The organism is Lacinutrix sp. YIN62, from assembly GCF_057219185.1.
Genome location: NZ_JBXVVH010000003.1, coordinates 198,284 through 213,047, shown reverse-complemented (window position 1 = coordinate 213,047; position 14,764 = coordinate 198,284). Strand labels below are relative to the sequence as shown.

At 31.9% G+C, this 14,764-nt stretch carries 13 protein-coding genes; 6 read left to right on the top strand and 7 right to left on the bottom strand.

From position 1 onward, the window contains the following. Positions 1 to 131: 131 nt before the first annotated feature. Both AC2D8I_RS03460 and AC2D8I_RS03455 read right to left on the bottom strand, forming a co-directional pair. Positions 132 to 860 (bottom strand): cysteine hydrolase family protein, encoded by a 729-nt coding sequence (locus AC2D8I_RS03460; RefSeq protein ID WP_484704593.1) that lies wholly within the window; start codon positions 858 to 860, stop codon positions 132 to 134. Positions 861 to 957: 97 nt separating this feature from the next. Next, positions 958 to 1,788 carry a helix-turn-helix domain-containing protein gene (locus AC2D8I_RS03455; protein WP_484704592.1) on the bottom strand — a complete coding sequence of 277 codons (831 nt, stop codon included), beginning with the start codon at positions 1,786 to 1,788 and terminating at the stop codon, positions 958 to 960. A 308-nt stretch (positions 1,789 to 2,096) separates the two neighbouring features. Between AC2D8I_RS03455 and AC2D8I_RS03450 the strand changes: the two genes are divergently transcribed. From AC2D8I_RS03450 to AC2D8I_RS03430, 5 genes are all read left to right on the top strand, one after another. After that, positions 2,097 to 2,438, top strand: coding sequence for a phage holin family protein (locus AC2D8I_RS03450; RefSeq protein ID WP_484704591.1), 342 nt, complete (start codon positions 2,097 to 2,099; stop codon positions 2,436 to 2,438). 125 nt (positions 2,439 to 2,563) lie between these two features. Next, on the top strand, positions 2,564 to 3,892 hold the full coding sequence (gene tig / locus AC2D8I_RS03445) for a trigger factor (protein WP_484704590.1): 1,329 nt from the start codon (positions 2,564 to 2,566) through the stop codon (positions 3,890 to 3,892). A gap of 92 nt (positions 3,893 to 3,984) precedes the next feature. Then, a complete protein-coding gene (clpP, locus tag AC2D8I_RS03440) occupies positions 3,985 to 4,659 on the top strand; it encodes an ATP-dependent Clp endopeptidase proteolytic subunit ClpP (RefSeq protein ID WP_484704589.1) in 675 nt (224 codons plus the stop codon). 68 nt (positions 4,660 to 4,727) lie between these two features. Next, entirely contained in the window at positions 4,728 to 5,960 is a 1,233-nt protein-coding gene (gene clpX / locus AC2D8I_RS03435) for an ATP-dependent Clp protease ATP-binding subunit ClpX (protein WP_484704588.1), read from the top strand. A gap of 78 nt (positions 5,961 to 6,038) precedes the next feature. Next, on the top strand, positions 6,039 to 6,566 hold the full coding sequence (locus tag AC2D8I_RS03430) for a GNAT family N-acetyltransferase (RefSeq protein ID WP_484704587.1): 528 nt from the start codon (positions 6,039 to 6,041) through the stop codon (positions 6,564 to 6,566). 142 nt (positions 6,567 to 6,708) lie between these two features. Here AC2D8I_RS03430 and AC2D8I_RS03425 read toward each other — a convergent pair whose 3' ends face one another. Beyond that, entirely contained in the window at positions 6,709 to 8,316 is a 1,608-nt protein-coding gene (locus tag AC2D8I_RS03425; RefSeq protein ID WP_484704586.1) for an OmpA family protein, read from the bottom strand. A gap of 314 nt (positions 8,317 to 8,630) precedes the next feature. Then, on the bottom strand, positions 8,631 to 10,145 hold the full coding sequence (locus tag AC2D8I_RS03420) for a GH3 auxin-responsive promoter family protein (protein WP_484704585.1): 1,515 nt from the start codon (positions 10,143 to 10,145) through the stop codon (positions 8,631 to 8,633). A gap of 42 nt (positions 10,146 to 10,187) precedes the next feature. Here AC2D8I_RS03420 and AC2D8I_RS03415 point away from each other — a divergent pair, with 42 nt between their 5' ends. After that, entirely contained in the window at positions 10,188 to 10,982 is a 795-nt protein-coding gene (locus AC2D8I_RS03415) for a DUF2797 domain-containing protein (RefSeq protein WP_484704584.1), read from the top strand. A 67-nt stretch (positions 10,983 to 11,049) separates the two neighbouring features. On the opposite strand, the gene rpsU is transcribed toward AC2D8I_RS03415, so the two are convergent. The 3 genes from rpsU to AC2D8I_RS03400 all read right to left on the bottom strand — a co-directional run bounded on the left by rpsU (position 11,050) and on the right by AC2D8I_RS03400 (position 14,674). Further along, positions 11,050 to 11,244, bottom strand: a complete 195-nt coding sequence (rpsU, locus tag AC2D8I_RS03410; RefSeq protein WP_484704583.1) for a 30S ribosomal protein S21 — start codon at positions 11,242 to 11,244, stop codon at positions 11,050 to 11,052. 80 nt (positions 11,245 to 11,324) lie between these two features. After that, positions 11,325 to 11,948 (bottom strand): LysE family transporter, encoded by a 624-nt coding sequence (locus tag AC2D8I_RS03405; RefSeq protein WP_484704582.1) that lies wholly within the window; start codon positions 11,946 to 11,948, stop codon positions 11,325 to 11,327. 44 nt (positions 11,949 to 11,992) lie between these two features. Then, positions 11,993 to 14,674 (bottom strand): AsmA family protein, encoded by a 2,682-nt coding sequence (locus AC2D8I_RS03400; RefSeq protein WP_484704581.1) that lies wholly within the window; start codon positions 14,672 to 14,674, stop codon positions 11,993 to 11,995. Positions 14,675 to 14,764: the final 90 nt, after the last annotated feature.

Sequence of the window (14,764 nt, the reverse complement as noted above, 5' to 3'; positions counted from 1 at the left end):
GGACTTATACTAAACCAATTTTTAGCTATATTTGAAAACAGGATTAGGATATAAATAACCTAACCCTGAAATTTTGAACTTACACACTTTTTAGGATAGTGTCAATTTTATACAAGCAGCATTTTTAGTTTTTACTTTTTAAAGGCATTAATTTCTTTAACAATTTCTTTTGTGGTAAATACGTGACTTGCAATCATTTTAAAGTTTATAAGTGCCGCTTCGTAAGCATCCATTTCTGGTAGAATGGCCCCAGCAGTAGCATCTGAGACTACAGAAACTCTAAATCCAGACTCTACTAAATCCCGCATATGTGATTCGGTACATAAGTTTGCAGACATTCCAGCAAGAATAACATTATCATAACCGTGTTTGCGTAATTGTAAAGCGAGATCATTAGATTCAGGACCATATACTTTATGAGGGTTTGTTATGATTACATTATTCTCATTAATGTATTTTTTATAACGATTTAACCAATCTGCTCCAGAGTTTTCAAAGCCATCTGTTTTAATAACATCACTACGGTCAAACATATTAATTTTATGCATTAATGTTTCTAATGCACCTTCTATTTGCCAGTTATGATCGTGTTTGTAGTAGTAATGAGGAGATACAAAAACCGTAATGTTTTTCTTTTTGGCGATCTTAAAAAGTTCTTCTAAGTTTTGAACTGTATTATTTTTGGTAACACTTTCTCCAACGACACCCCAAGCAACACCGTTTGGACTTAAAAAATCGTTTTGAGGGTCTGTAATTACAATTGCTGTGCGATCGTTTACAGTAAACCCAGGGTCTGGTAATTGTGCTTGCGCGTTTATACTTACCAATGCTAGTGCTATTATTGCTACTATTTTTTTCATCTTTTTCATGTTTAATTTATTTTACTTTTTTTAACATTGCAAAGATGCGATAGAAATATAGGTTGGAGTTAGGTCACAGTTCCTTATGAGTTGGCAATTATTCCTTTATTAAACTTCGCTTAAATTCTGAAGGCGAAATTCCTTCCTTCTTTTTAAAAAAACGACTAAAAGCTTGAATGTCATCAAAGCCAATTTCAGATGAAATTTCTTTAATAGAAAGATTTGAGTAATGTAATAGTCGCTTAGACTCTAATAATAATCGATTTTGAATATATTGTAAAGGGGGTTTAAAGCCTATTTTTGAAAACACATTAGATAGTGTTTTGGGAGACTTAAACATTAATTCTGCGTATTCTTTAACAGCATGTTTGGTTCTAAAATGCTGCTCTACCAGAAAATTAAATTCCCTAACCATATCAGCATCTTTTTTTGCTAGAGAGATTTTTTTCTGCTCTTTATAAATGCGGGCGCATAAAATAAGATACCGTTTTAACATCATTTGAAGCATTTCGATTTGTAAACTGTCGTTGGATTTCATTTCTATAGTAAACATTTTCCAAAGTGTTTCGAATTTTTCTAACTCCTTCTCAGGGATGTTAATTATTGGCAATTGCGAAGCCCCAAAAAAAAGCAACCCTTTACAACCCACTTCTATATCGTGATCTAAAATGCAGTAAAAAGGCCTGTTAAAACGAACAAATCTTATTTTTCCAATATTAACAGCCGTTACATTGTGAAATTCGGTTAGAAAAATAATTTCATTTTTATTAAAAAAATACTGTTTGCCATCAATAATAAGTTCTCCAATAGCGTCTTGAAACCAAAGTATCGTGAGACCGCTTTCAATTTGTTCTTTAATTAAATGGCAGGTGTTTTTATTAATAACTTCTAAGTGTAAAAATTCTTGTACACTTCCTAAGAACTTCATGTATTAAGAGATTTAGATTTTATAAAATAATGTTACTTTTTTTTAATAGCGTAAAACAACGGCTCAAATTTACAACAATAGCTTTGTAAGCTGTATTAGATATAGTGATTTAACAAAAAACGTGTTCGATAATAGGGAATTCTATAACAGAAACTAAAAAAGCTTATAATTTTGTAATAATAGAATGATACGTTGTTAAACAAAGAAAGGTAATGAATTAATGCGTAACTTTAATAGATAAATTAAGTTGTCATTTTTTCTTTCTTAATGCATGTTTTATTTTATAACGTTTTTAAATTTAAATATTTATGAAATTAATTATTCGTCTGTTATTGAATGCTGTTGCGGTAGTTGTATTGGCAAAAGTTCTAAACGGTGTAAGTGTAGATAGTTATGCCACTGCAATAATTGTGGCAGTAGTTTTATCGCTTTTAAACCTTGTTGTAAAACCAGTATTGGTCCTTCTAACCTTGCCCATAACACTCATTACATTAGGAGTGTTTCTTTTAGTTATAAACGCTTTAATTATATTATTGGCAGATAAACTTGTTGATGGTTTTACTGTAAGCGGTTTATGGTCTGCTCTTTTATTTAGTGTGCTCTTAGCTTTGCTGCAATCGGTATTCCATTCTTTATTTGAAAAAGAATAAGGAGAAGAAATACGATAAGTGAAATATCGGCTTGTTATTCAAGTCCTTAAAATCTTTGATGGAGTGCGAAAAAAATAGTATTTTTGCACTCCATTTTTAGTTTTAAAAATAATATATTATTCAAAATGAATATTACAAGAGAAAATATTGATGCATTAAATGCTGTCGTAAAAGTTGATATCGCTAAAGACGATTATAGTGATAAAGTAGAAAAAATCTTAACAGATTATAGAAAAACAGCAAACATTCCTGGTTTTAGAAAAGGTCATGTGCCAATGGGAATGGTGAAAAAACAATACGGTAAGGCTGTATTGGTAGATGAGGTGAATAAATTGCTTCAAGATGCCTTGAACAAATATTTAACTGAAGAAAAAATAGATGTTCTAGGGCAACCTCTTCCAAAAGCACAAGATGATATCAATTGGGATTCTGATGATTTCTCTTTTGAATTTGAATTAGGACTAGCTCCAGAATTTACTGTAGACTTGAACAGTAAAAAAGCAATTACGCATTATAACATTGTTGCAGATGATAAAATGATCGATGAGCAAGTGGAGCGTGTGCAAAAACAATATGGGAAATTAATTTCACAAGAAGTTATCGAGAGTGATAGTGAGATTACAGGAACTTTTGTTAACACAGAAGAGGAAATTGAAAATACAGTAACTTTAACTTTGGATAAGTTTAAAGGGAAAGCTACCGAAAAGCAATTTATAGGAGCTAAAGTAGGAGATGCAATTGTATTAAAAACAAAAGGACTTTATACCGATGAGCATGAATTGCAACACGCACTTAAATTAGAACATGATAAAGCACATGGGCTAGATATAGAGGTTACTTTTACCGTAACTGAAATAAACAAACGTGAACTTGCAGATTTAGATCAAGAATTATTTGATAAGTTGTTTGGTAAGGATGTTGTAAAATCTGCTACAGAATTAAAAGATAAGATTAAGGAAGATGCTGAAAAGCAATTTGTACAGCAATCGGATCAAAAATTATTAAATGATATTACGGAGCATTTGGTAGATAGTACAACATTCGATTTGCCTTCTGAGTTTCTTCAAAAATGGATGCAAACAGCAGGAGAAAAGCAGATTGATGAGGTACAAGCTAAGGAAGAATATGAGAAATCTGAGAAAAGCTTACGTTATCAATTAATAGAAGGAAAATTAATGGAAGCTAACGATATCAAAATAGATTTCGAAGATGTCAAGGAAAGTGCTAAAGGCATGATAAAAATGCAAATGGCACAATTCGGTCAAATGAATCCTTCAGAAAAAGAATTAGATGATATTGCAGCACGTGTCTTGTCTAATCAAGAAGAAGTAAAACGTTTGTCTGAGCAAGTAGTAAGTCAAAAATTACTAAATCTGTATAAAGAAAAGGCAAACATAAAAACAAAAGAACTAACATACGAGAAGTTTGTTAAAGAAGTTTATGGAGATAAATAAGCTACGTTCCATAAAAGAATAATCATTATCTTTAAGCGTTGAATTCTTTATGAGTTCAACGCTTTTAGTTTCAACAAAAATCAAAACCAAATATGGATTACGGAAAAGAATTCGAAAAATTTGCAATAAAAGATCAAGGGATAAGCAGTACATATTATAATAAAATGATAAGTAGTATGTATCCTACTAACTTGACACCTAATATTATAGAGGAACGTCAAATGAATGTTGCTATTTTCGATGTATTCTCACGTTTAATGATGGATCGTATCATTTTTATGGGTACAGGGATCAATGATCAAGTGGCAAATATTATTCAAGCGCAATTATTATTTTTGGAAAGCATAGATGCCTCTAAGGATATCCAAATTTATATAAACTCTCCAGGAGGAAGCGTGTATGCAGGATTAGGAATTTACGATACGATGCAGTTTATTAAGCCAGATGTTGCTACAATTTGTACAGGAATGGCCGCATCTATGGGCGCCGTATTATTATGTGCTGGGGCCAAAGGAAAACGTAGTGGATTAACACATTCTCGTGTGATGATTCATCAACCTTTAGGTGGTGCTCAAGGTCAAGCTAGTGATATTGAAATTACTGCAAGAGAAATTTTAATATTAAAAGAAGAGCTTTATAAAATTATAAGTAAACATTCAGGGCAAGAATACGATAAAGTTTATGCCGATAGTGACCGTGATTATTGGATGAAGGCTGATAAGGCAAAAGAATACGGAATGATTGATGAAATCTTAACTAGAGAGTAACAAATTAATAATTAGTGTCTCTTTAGACTGTAAAGGAAAGAGCTTTCAGATAAAAAAGAAAATAAAGAATGGCAAAGGAAGAATTAGAATGTTCGTTTTGTGGTAGAAAAAAGCCGGAAACAAGCTTGTTAATAGCTGGTCTAGATGCGCATATCTGTGATCGTTGTATCGAGCAAGCGCATGGTATAGTGGTAGAAGAGTCTAAGCAAAGTGATAATAGTGAATTATCTGCTGAGCTTATGTTGCGTAAACCGCAGCAAATTAAGGCCTTTTTAGATGAATATATTATAGGTCAAGAATTTACTAAAAAAGTAATGTCTGTTGCTGTATATAATCATTATAAGCGTTTACTGCAGCCTTCTACAAATGATGATATTGAGATTCAAAAGTCAAATATCATTATGGTAGGACAAACAGGAACGGGAAAAACATTAATGGCAAAAACAGTTGCGAAAATGCTTAATGTACCCTTGGCAATAGTAGATGCTACAGTATTAACCGAAGCGGGTTATGTGGGAGAAGATGTTGAGAGTATTTTAACACGTTTACTGCAAGCGGCCGATTACAATTTAGAAAAAGCTGAAAAAGGAATTGTCTTTATTGATGAGATTGATAAAATTGCAAGAAAAAGCGATAATCCATCTATTACCCGTGATGTCTCTGGAGAAGGAGTACAACAGGCTTTGTTAAAACTCTTGGAAGGCACGGTGGTAAATGTACCTCCAAAAGGAGGACGTAAGCATCCAGATCAAAAATTTATAGAGGTTAATACAGAAAACATTCTGTTTATTGCAGGTGGCGCGTTTGATGGTATCGAACGGGTTATCTCAAAACGATTGAATATGCAAGCTGTTGGTTATAGTGCTTCTATCTCTGAAGAAGTGGTAGACCAAGATAATCTATTGCAATATATTATTCCTAGAGATTTAAAAGATTTTGGTTTAATTCCAGAAATTATAGGTAGACTTCCTGTATTGGCACATATGAATCCTTTGGATGAAAAGACATTGAGAGCAATTTTAACAGAGCCTAAGAATGCTATTATTAAGCAGTATAAAAAGCTGTTCTCTATGGATGAAATAGAGCTAGAAATAGCAGGAGAAGCTTTAGAGTATATTGTAAGCAAAGCTATAGAGTATAAGCTTGGTGCTCGTGGTTTACGCTCGCTTTGTGAAGAAATATTAACAGATGCTATGTTTGAGCTTCCTGGTAGTGAAACCAAGAAACTTGATGTAACCAAAGCTTATGCAGAGCAAAAATTATCTAAATCTACGATTAAAAAGTTAAAAGCTGTTTCGTAAATAAAGATGTAAAATATATAAACTAAGGCCATTTCTCTATTATTGTAGACATGGCTTTTTGTTTTTAAAAAATAAGTCATGTCTAATCCTTTAATTACAGAGCGTTTAATGTTGTCTAAACTAGAAATAGGAGATGTAGATATTATTTATGCCTTACGTTCTAATGAAATTGTTAATAGGTATATAATGCGCCCTTTATGTAGTGGGTTAGAAGCGGCGAGAAAGCATATAGATAAAACCATTCATTTAATGAATGCAGACAAGGCAATAGTATGGGTTATACGGTCAAGAGATAATGAGCAACCAGTAGGAAGTATTTGTTTGTGGAACTTCTCTGAAGATAGAAAGACGGCAGAATTGGGTTACGATTTATTACCAGAGTTTCAAGGTAAAGGCATTATGACAGAAGCTTTGAAAATTGTTTTGGGATTTGGTTTTAATACTCGGTTATTCGAAACAATAGAAGCATTTACTCACAAAAAAAATGTGAGATCTAGGCAATTGCTCGAAAAATATAATTTTAAATTTTTGCCAGAACGGATCGATTTAGGCTTTCCAAATAATGTTATTTATAGTTTAAACAAGAATTGTTATAGTAGTTCTTAAATAGTATAGAAAGAACTGTTTGAGGGAAAAGAGTGTTCGGTGTTGGTTATAAGGTGATAGACTATTTAAATATAAGGAAACCATTCCCGACTAAAAGCGTTGAGAATGGTTTTGAGTAAAAATAATTGATAAGTTAGGATGGTTAATTTAGTATAATAAATTCTATTCTTCTGTTAGCCTGATGTTCAGCCTCTGTACAGTTCGACTTACAGTCTATTAACGGTTTGTTTTCTCCGTAGCCATTAGAAATTAATTGTGTTTTAGGAATCCCTTTTTTAATTAAATATTTCATAGCTGATGTTGCTCGTTTTTCAGATAATTTTAAATTGTAATTGTCATTTCCTCTGTTGTCGGAGTGTGCATTTATTTCAATTTTCATTTCTGGATTCTTATTAAGGACAGTCGCTATTTTGTTTAAGGCAATAAGCGATTCTTGTTTTATACGCCATTTAGCATAATCAAAATAGATGTTTTCTACTGTAATCACGAGTTTATCGTTTACTTCTTCTATAACGGCTTTGGTTGCTTCTAGATTGATGTTTTTTTCATAAGTAATATTATTTTCTCTGTTGGTTGTAAGTGCTATAATAGACGCTTTAAACCCTTCTTTATAGGTTTTAATTGTGTACTTTTCAAAAGGCGAAACATTAAAAGAATAAATAGCAGTATCTCCAGTTGTTTGTCTCGCTATTTCTTCACCTTCTTCATTTAATAAAATAACCACCGCGTTGGGTAAAATAATTTGAGTATCGGTGTCTAAAATTTTGCCTTTTATACTTTGTGTTATTGGGGTAAAAGTGAATCTGTAAATGTCGTAACTTCCTGATCCGTAAAGTTTATTGCAGCTTAAATACCCCTCGTTTTTTGAAGTCATAAAATAAGCAACTTCATCGTATTTAGTATTAATTGTATTGCCTAAATTTTTAGGTGTTCTATAACCTTTTTTAGTTATTTTACTTTTAAAAATATCAAAACCGCCTATGTTATTATGTCCTTGAGATGAAAAATAAAGGTTTTCACCGTCTAAGGATAATGAAGGGAATTTATCATCAAGCTTAGAGTTAATAGTATCTCCTAAGTTTTTAGGGGATTCTAAAGTACCATCAGCTTTAATATTAGAAACATACAGGTCATATCCTCCTTTCCCATTTGGCATATTAGAAGAAAAATAGAGTTTATTTCCAGTCCTGTTTACATAAGGTGTTTCAATAGAGTAGCCTTCAATATTAATGTCTAACATTTGTTGATTTGTCCAATTACCCTGTGAATTGTTTTCTCTTGTAACCTTATAAAGCTTGTAAATCATTGTATTTTCTTTTGTTTCTCTTGTGAAATACATTGTTTTTTCATCTGGAGAAAAAGAAACTTGACCTTCATTTCCTTTAGTGTTTATCATTCTTGAAAATAATAAAGGGAATGTTAGTGAGCCATTCTCTTTAATGTCTAAGCAGAATAGGTTTTTATAGCCTTCATTGGTGTTTTTGTCAATTTTGGCAAGGCCACCTATTTTTTTTGAAGAGACCATTATGAATTTATTCATAAAGAGTCCAGAGCCAAATTCGGAATATTGAGTATTCATTCCTGCATCTAGAACGGTGTATTTAAATCCGTTTTCGCTTATTTGATTAGCTGCGCTTGGCGTATTGGGGTTATTAACTGAATTCTCGGTTAATAAAAAGTCTGGAGAATCTTGGGCAAAACTAAAGCATGTTGAAAATAAAATAAAAAATACTAAAACGTTTCTTTTCATTGTTTTAAAAAATTACAGAAGCGAAAGTAGTGTAACACTGTTAGTTAACTGTAATTTTTTAGATAAAGAGCACTAAAATTCGTTTTTAGCAATAAGAAGTGTTCGTGTTTGAATATCTGTTATTTAATTGGATGTATTATTAAATATTTGTTTCTAAAAAACCATTTTTATTGAATATTATTTATTGAATATTTGTTTTTCTGAATATTTTATAATTCGTGTATTTTGATTAAATCGACGAACGGTATTAAGGTTAGATAATCGCATTTTTTTATTAAAATACCGAATGAAATTTTACTGATAGCAGTAGGTTTTTAGATGTTTATTTTAAGAAGATCGTCTATGTAATGTCTTGTGTTTGATAATCTTGGAACCTTATGTTGGCCTCCTAGTTTGCCATTTTGCTTTAGCCAATCATAAAAAAGTTGCGTTCTGGCGATATTAATTGTTGGTTTATTTAGTGTTATATTATTATAACGTTTTGCTTCGTAGTCCGAGTTTAAAGATTTTAATGCATTATCAAATAATTCATTAAAATGCCCCATATCTTTAGGAGGTGTTTTAAACTCTATTAGCCATTCGTGGCCTCCTTTTTCTTTGCCTTCCATAAAAATTGGTGCAGCAGTATAATCTACGATCTCTGCTTTGGTTTTCTTGCAAGCTTTTTTTAAGGCATTTTCTGCGTTTTCAATAATAAGCTCTTCGCCAAATACATTTATATGATGTTTTGTACGTCCAGAAACCTTTATCCTATAAGGATTTGTTGAGGTAAATCTTACGGTATCCCCAATTTTATATCTCCAAAGCCCCGCATTCGTGGTTATTAATACAGCGTAGTTTTTTCCTTTTTCAACCTCAGATAGGCGAATTACTTTTTCAGTTTTTGTACCATAGGTTTCCATAGGAATAAACTCATAAAAAATACCGTAATCTAGCATTAATAATAATTCGCTGGATTTGTTTTGATCTTGGATGGCAAAAAAACCTTCGGAAGCATTGTATATTTCATAATATCTAAAACGTTTATTAGGTAAAATGTTTTTGTACTGCTGTACATAAGGGTTAAAATTCACACCGCCATGAAAATACACCTCTAAGTTGGGCCAAATGTCAAATAAGCTTGTTTTTCCAGTCGAATCTAACACATTATTAAGTAGAACAAGCATCCATGAAGGGACTCCTGCTAAACTGGTTACATTTTCATTTATGGTTTCATCTACAATGGCTTGCATTTTTGTTTCCCATTCGCTCATTAGTGAAACCTTATTACTTGGAGTGCTGCTGTATTCTGCCCAAAAAGGCATATTGTCAATTAATATGGCGCTTAAATCTCCAAAGGAAGTTCCGTTTTCTTTATATAGCTCTTTACTGCCGCCAAGTCTTAAGTTTTTCCCTGTAAATAGTTGCGATTGTTCATTATTATTAAGATACATACAAAGTAAGTCTTTGCTAGCGGCATAATGGCAATCTTCTAGTGATTCTGAACTCACAGGGATGAATTTACTTTTAGCATTTGTTGTGCCGCTAGATTTTGCAAACCATTTAATAGGGCTTGGCCAGAAAATGTTTTGTTCCCCTTGTCTAGAACGTTCTATAATATCTTGGTAATCTTGATAGTTTGATACAGGTATGCGATCAGAAAATGTACTGTAGCTTTTAATTGAAGCAAAGTCATATTGTTTACCGAATTGAGTGTCTTTGGCCTTATCTAGCAAATGAAAGAGTAGCTCTTCTTGTACTTCGTTAGGGTATTTTAAAAACAATTCTATTTGGTGAAAACGTTTTTTTAAAAACCAGGAAGCAATTGAGTTTACTAATGGTATTGACATATTTTATGGTATCTTTATGCAATAAAAATAATACTTTTTTTTATGACTTACCAAGGTGTTTTAAGAAAAATGGAAACGGAGTTTTCACAGCCTATTCAATATTATCTCGTGTTTGAAAATGATTTTTTAAATCTAAACCAATTGATTGGTAGGCGATTACATTTTGGATACATCAACGAACAATGTTTAAACTGTAGCTTAAATAAACCCATTTACAGGCAAGGGTTTTGTAAGAGTTGTTTCTTTGATGTGCCGCAAGCTGCAGATTGGATTATGAGGCCAGAATTAAGTACAGCGCATTTGGGTAAAGAAGATCGTGATTTAGAATATGAAAAAAGAGCGCAATTACAACCTCATATTGTGTATTTGGCAAATTCGAGTAACGTAAAAGTAGGGGTGACTAGAAAAAGTCAAGTGCCAACACGTTGGATTGATCAAGGGGCGCATGAAGCTATTGAGATTGTAGAAGTTCCAAACCGCTATCTTGCAGGTATCGCAGAGGTGGCGTTAAAAGCGCATGTTGCCGATAAAACGAATTGGCGTAAAATGTTAAAAAATGATATTGAAGATATAGATTTGATTGCCTGGCGAGAGAAATTAAAACAATACCTTCCTGTAGAGGCACAGCCTTATTTTATTGAAAATAATATGGAAACCCATTTAGAATTTCCTGTTGAAAAATACCCGGCAAAGCCTAAAAGCTTAAATCTTAAAAAAGTACAAAGTTACGAAGGGGTATTAAAAGGTATTAAAGGGCAGTATCTTATTTTTGAAGATGATACAGTTTTTAATATTCGTAGTAATGAGGGCTTGGTTATTGCTATTGAAGTTATGTAAACCAAAAAAACCTCACATTTAATGTGAGGTTGTGTATGGTAAAGAAAACACTAATTAGAAAAACTAATTAAACGTTCTCTGCGTCTCTTAATCCTTGAATGTAAGAAGCTTTTTGTATTTGACGTCTGTTTTTTACAGAAGGCTTAGTAAAGAACTGGTTCTCTCTTAAGTTTTGCATTACTTTAACGTTTCTGTGTTTTCTTTTGTAACGTTTAAGTGCGCGTTCTATATTTTCTCCGTCTTTAATTTCAATTCTTAACATATGTATAAATTATGTGTGTTCTTAAATTTCAGATTGCAAAAATACGTATAACTTTTAATTTACACAATATCTAATGTAATTTATATTAAATAAAGTTTTAATGCGTTTATTAATGCTATCGATATTAATAAAACACCTGTTACTTTGTTTAAAATCAACGTAATATTTTGTACCCGATTTTTTATAATTAAACTAAACTTGCTGTATATATATAGGGTGAGTAGTTTTCCTAAATATACGCCTGTAAAAAACAAAAAGAGTACTGTTATGGATGATTGTAAAGATAGTATGTAAAGTTTGTCATTTATAAAACTTATAGCAATTAGCCAGTACACTAAAACAGGAGGATTTAAAATGCCCGACAAAAAACCTGTTAGGTATTTTGAGTTTAGGGCGTTTTTTCTTTTTGAAACTTTTGTATTTTGTTTTTTAAAGAATAGAAAACTACCAACAAATAAGAGTATAAATATAAGTGTAAATTGAATCCATTGATTCCTTTCAATAAAATGCTGTACTATTGTATTACAATGTAGCGCATAAAAAGATAAAATAACTTCGGCTATTCCTGCTGCTATAGCAATTTTAAAAGCCTGTTTAGCATTTTGTTTTAAAGTGGTATTTATTATAATAATATTAGAAGCTCCTAATGGAAGCGCTCCTATAATTGCAGCGAAAATGCCGAGGATAAAGTATATTAAAACCATAAGGCTTTTGTTGTTTTTACAGCAAAAGCCTTACAGTTGTATACTTAATTTTGGCCTCCTTTTTTCTTTTTCTTTCCAAAAATCCCAAAAACATCTTTTACAATGTTATTTTGTGTTGCTGTTGAATCTGTCTTCGTAGAATCTTTTACTGTGTTTCCGCCAATAATACTGCCTAGTACATTTTTGATAGGGTCATTATTCTGTTTTGTAGAATCTGTTGCACTTGTGTTGCTACCCATAACGTTTCCTAGTAAGTCATTAATTTTGTCTTTACCGGTATTTATTAGCTTTTGTTTTTCTATTTCAATAAGCTGCTTTGTTAAGTTGCTAACGGCGCTAGTCAAATCTGTAGAAACACTAGGTTTCGTAAATGTCCCTGCAATAGTTGCTGTTACTGGAATAGAAATATTGTTTACAGCATCGTCATTAATTTTTCCTATTAATCGATTAACATCGCTTCCTAAATATTTTGCGGGGACATTAAATACAGCATTATAATTCATTGTTTGATCAAAACTGTGGGTTCCACCAATGCTAATAGCGATGTCTTTGTACTTAATGTCAAAAGGAGAAATACTAACATTACCATTGTCAAATTTTAAACGGGCTTTTAGGTTTTTTAAATCTAATTTGTCGTAATCTATAAAATTAATGGCTCCTTTTAATGCGTTAAATACTTCTGCTTTTTTTGGAGTTATTTTAGTCGTTAATAATTCTGCTAAAGCGCCACCGCTAACAGAACTTAGAATAGGTGTAAAGTCATCTCCTAAAGCCCCAGAAAGGGAAACGGTACTGTTTAATTTACCTTGTAAAGCTTTTGCTATTGGCGCAAAAGTTTGTAGCATATCTAAGCTTTTAAATGATTCTGAAATATTAAAATTAGAAATTCCAAGATCCATATTAAACTGTGGTGTTTTGGTTTTTGTATTTACCAAACCGCTCATAGAAAGGTTTCCGCTAAATATAGATGAAGTAACATTTTGTAAAGTTGCTTGCTCATCTTTTATCGTAAGTGTTCCGGTTACGTTTTTTAGGCTAAGGTTGTCGTACAATACGGTTTCTGCATTAGCACTAATTGTACAATCCAAGAAGGCTGGTATTTTAAGTGCATCGGCAGGTTCTGTACTTTGATTAACGGGTTGATCGGATCCGCCTTCAACCATAAAATCGTCTACCTTAAACGTGTTAGAATTTAAGTTGAATTGCCCTTTTAATTTTTTATCACTTAAGAGAAAGCCTAATAAATTATTAATAGTACCGGTTGCATTTAAATCGGTCTTCCCAGACGAAGCTTTGAAGTGATCTAAGGTTATGGTTTCAGGATTAAAGGTAACGTTGGCTTGCGAAATATTGATGGTATTAATAATATCTTTTGAGGAGAATTTAAAATCACTAATATTAATGCTTCCATTGTTTTTTATACGTTCGTAGGCATTAGTTTCTACAGCATTCATATCGAAAACAGTATTCAACTTCGCTTTTAAGATCCCGCTTAATTCATTTTCTAGAGCTACAGGGTATGCTTTAGTGATATTGTCTAAATTTAAAACCCCATCAATACTTGCGTTTACTGCAATGTTTTTGGTTAGGTTTCTTATGGAGGCAGAGGATTTAAAGCTGTCTTCGTCAATTTTAAAGTTTAATGTTTTTAAATCAACATAAGTGTCATCTATTTGCCCTGAATTGTTTTTTATAGACACATCAATATCTATATTTTTAACTTGTTTTGGTAAGTCAGGGTATTTAAAAGAAGCGTTTTTTGAAACTATATTTATGTCTAAATGCGGAATGGTCTCATCACTAACGCGTCCTTTTACTTCTCCTTTTACATTAAAATTACCGGTAGTTTCAATAGTATTAATACTTTTAGTGTAGGCTTCAGGGATTAGCGCAAAGAAGTCATTGAATGAGGTGTCTGTGTTTTCAAAAGTAATGTTTATGTCCTGCCCGCTTTCAAGTAATTGTACATAGCCTTTAAATGCAATAGATAAATTGTTTATTGAGGCCTTGTTATCTTTAAAAGTGTATATGTTATCTTTCAAATCTAAGCCAATAATCGCATCTAGTTTTATTTTATTATTGCTTAAATATTCTGTGCTATCCATTATAAAAGTGATATTGGTGCTGGTTTTTGTGTTTAATTCAGAAACAGTTTCAGAGAAAGTACCATTACCATTATGGTTAAATTCTGTAACATACACTTCGGTTTTTGAAATCGCATCTATATAGGTTAACGCACTATTTTTAATGCCATAATTTTTAATATCTAGAGTGAAGTTCCCTGGTTTAGAGTCTTGTTTTTTAGCGGTGTTATCCCCTCCTTTTTTAGCGATATCATAATTTGTGTCTCCAAGAGCATTTGTTTTTAAGGTTATTAATGCTTCTTCTACATTTATACTATTTAATACCATAGGTGCATCGCTAGCGGTTTTGAATAATTCATTCACAGAGATGTCAAAAGAAAACGATTTAACCGAAGCTAGGGTTTCATCTTTAAAGGGAGCGAAGTTGGTTATTTTTAATTCATCAACAGTTACGTTTGCTTGAGGAAAGCTACTTAAAAAACTTAGGCTAACATCTGCAAATTCAACTTTCGCGTTTACATTTTCATTTATTAGCTTGCGAACCATATCTTTTATTTGAGATTGAAAAATAAAAGGAGTTATTGCCAGCAGCGCAATAATGATGAGTAGTGATAATCCAATAATTTTTAATGTTTTTTTCATAAAAAAGCTTTTTTATTCCTTTTTAAAAGGGGCTAATGTTTAAATTATATACGTAATAAGTGAAGCCAATGGCTCGAAGTATTGTTTTGC

Excerpts from the sequence above, each read along its gene's own strand:
- AC2D8I_RS03460 (WP_484704593.1), bottom strand. The coding sequence starts at position 860 with ATGAAAAAAATAGTAGCAATAATAGCACTAGCATTGGTAAGTATAAAC.
- AC2D8I_RS03455 (WP_484704592.1), bottom strand. The coding sequence starts at position 1,788 with ATGAAGTTCTTAGGAAGTGTACAAGAATTTTTACACTTAGAAGTTATT.
- AC2D8I_RS03450 (WP_484704591.1), top strand. The coding sequence starts at position 2,097 with ATGAAATTAATTATTCGTCTGTTATTGAATGCTGTTGCGGTAGTTGTA.
- tig (WP_484704590.1), top strand. The coding sequence starts at position 2,564 with ATGAATATTACAAGAGAAAATATTGATGCATTAAATGCTGTCGTAAAA.
- clpP (WP_484704589.1), top strand. The coding sequence starts at position 3,985 with ATGGATTACGGAAAAGAATTCGAAAAATTTGCAATAAAAGATCAAGGG.
- clpX (WP_484704588.1), top strand. The coding sequence starts at position 4,728 with ATGGCAAAGGAAGAATTAGAATGTTCGTTTTGTGGTAGAAAAAAGCCG.
- AC2D8I_RS03430 (WP_484704587.1), top strand. The coding sequence starts at position 6,039 with ATGTCTAATCCTTTAATTACAGAGCGTTTAATGTTGTCTAAACTAGAA.
- AC2D8I_RS03425 (WP_484704586.1), bottom strand. The coding sequence starts at position 8,316 with ATGAAAAGAAACGTTTTAGTATTTTTTATTTTATTTTCAACATGCTTT.
- AC2D8I_RS03420 (WP_484704585.1), bottom strand. The coding sequence starts at position 10,145 with ATGTCAATACCATTAGTAAACTCAATTGCTTCCTGGTTTTTAAAAAAA.
- AC2D8I_RS03415 (WP_484704584.1), top strand. The coding sequence starts at position 10,188 with ATGACTTACCAAGGTGTTTTAAGAAAAATGGAAACGGAGTTTTCACAG.
- rpsU (WP_484704583.1), bottom strand. The coding sequence starts at position 11,244 with ATGTTAAGAATTGAAATTAAAGACGGAGAAAATATAGAACGCGCACTT.
- AC2D8I_RS03405 (WP_484704582.1), bottom strand. The coding sequence starts at position 11,948 with ATGGTTTTAATATACTTTATCCTCGGCATTTTCGCTGCAATTATAGGA.
- AC2D8I_RS03400 (WP_484704581.1), bottom strand. The coding sequence starts at position 14,674 with ATGAAAAAAACATTAAAAATTATTGGATTATCACTACTCATCATTATT.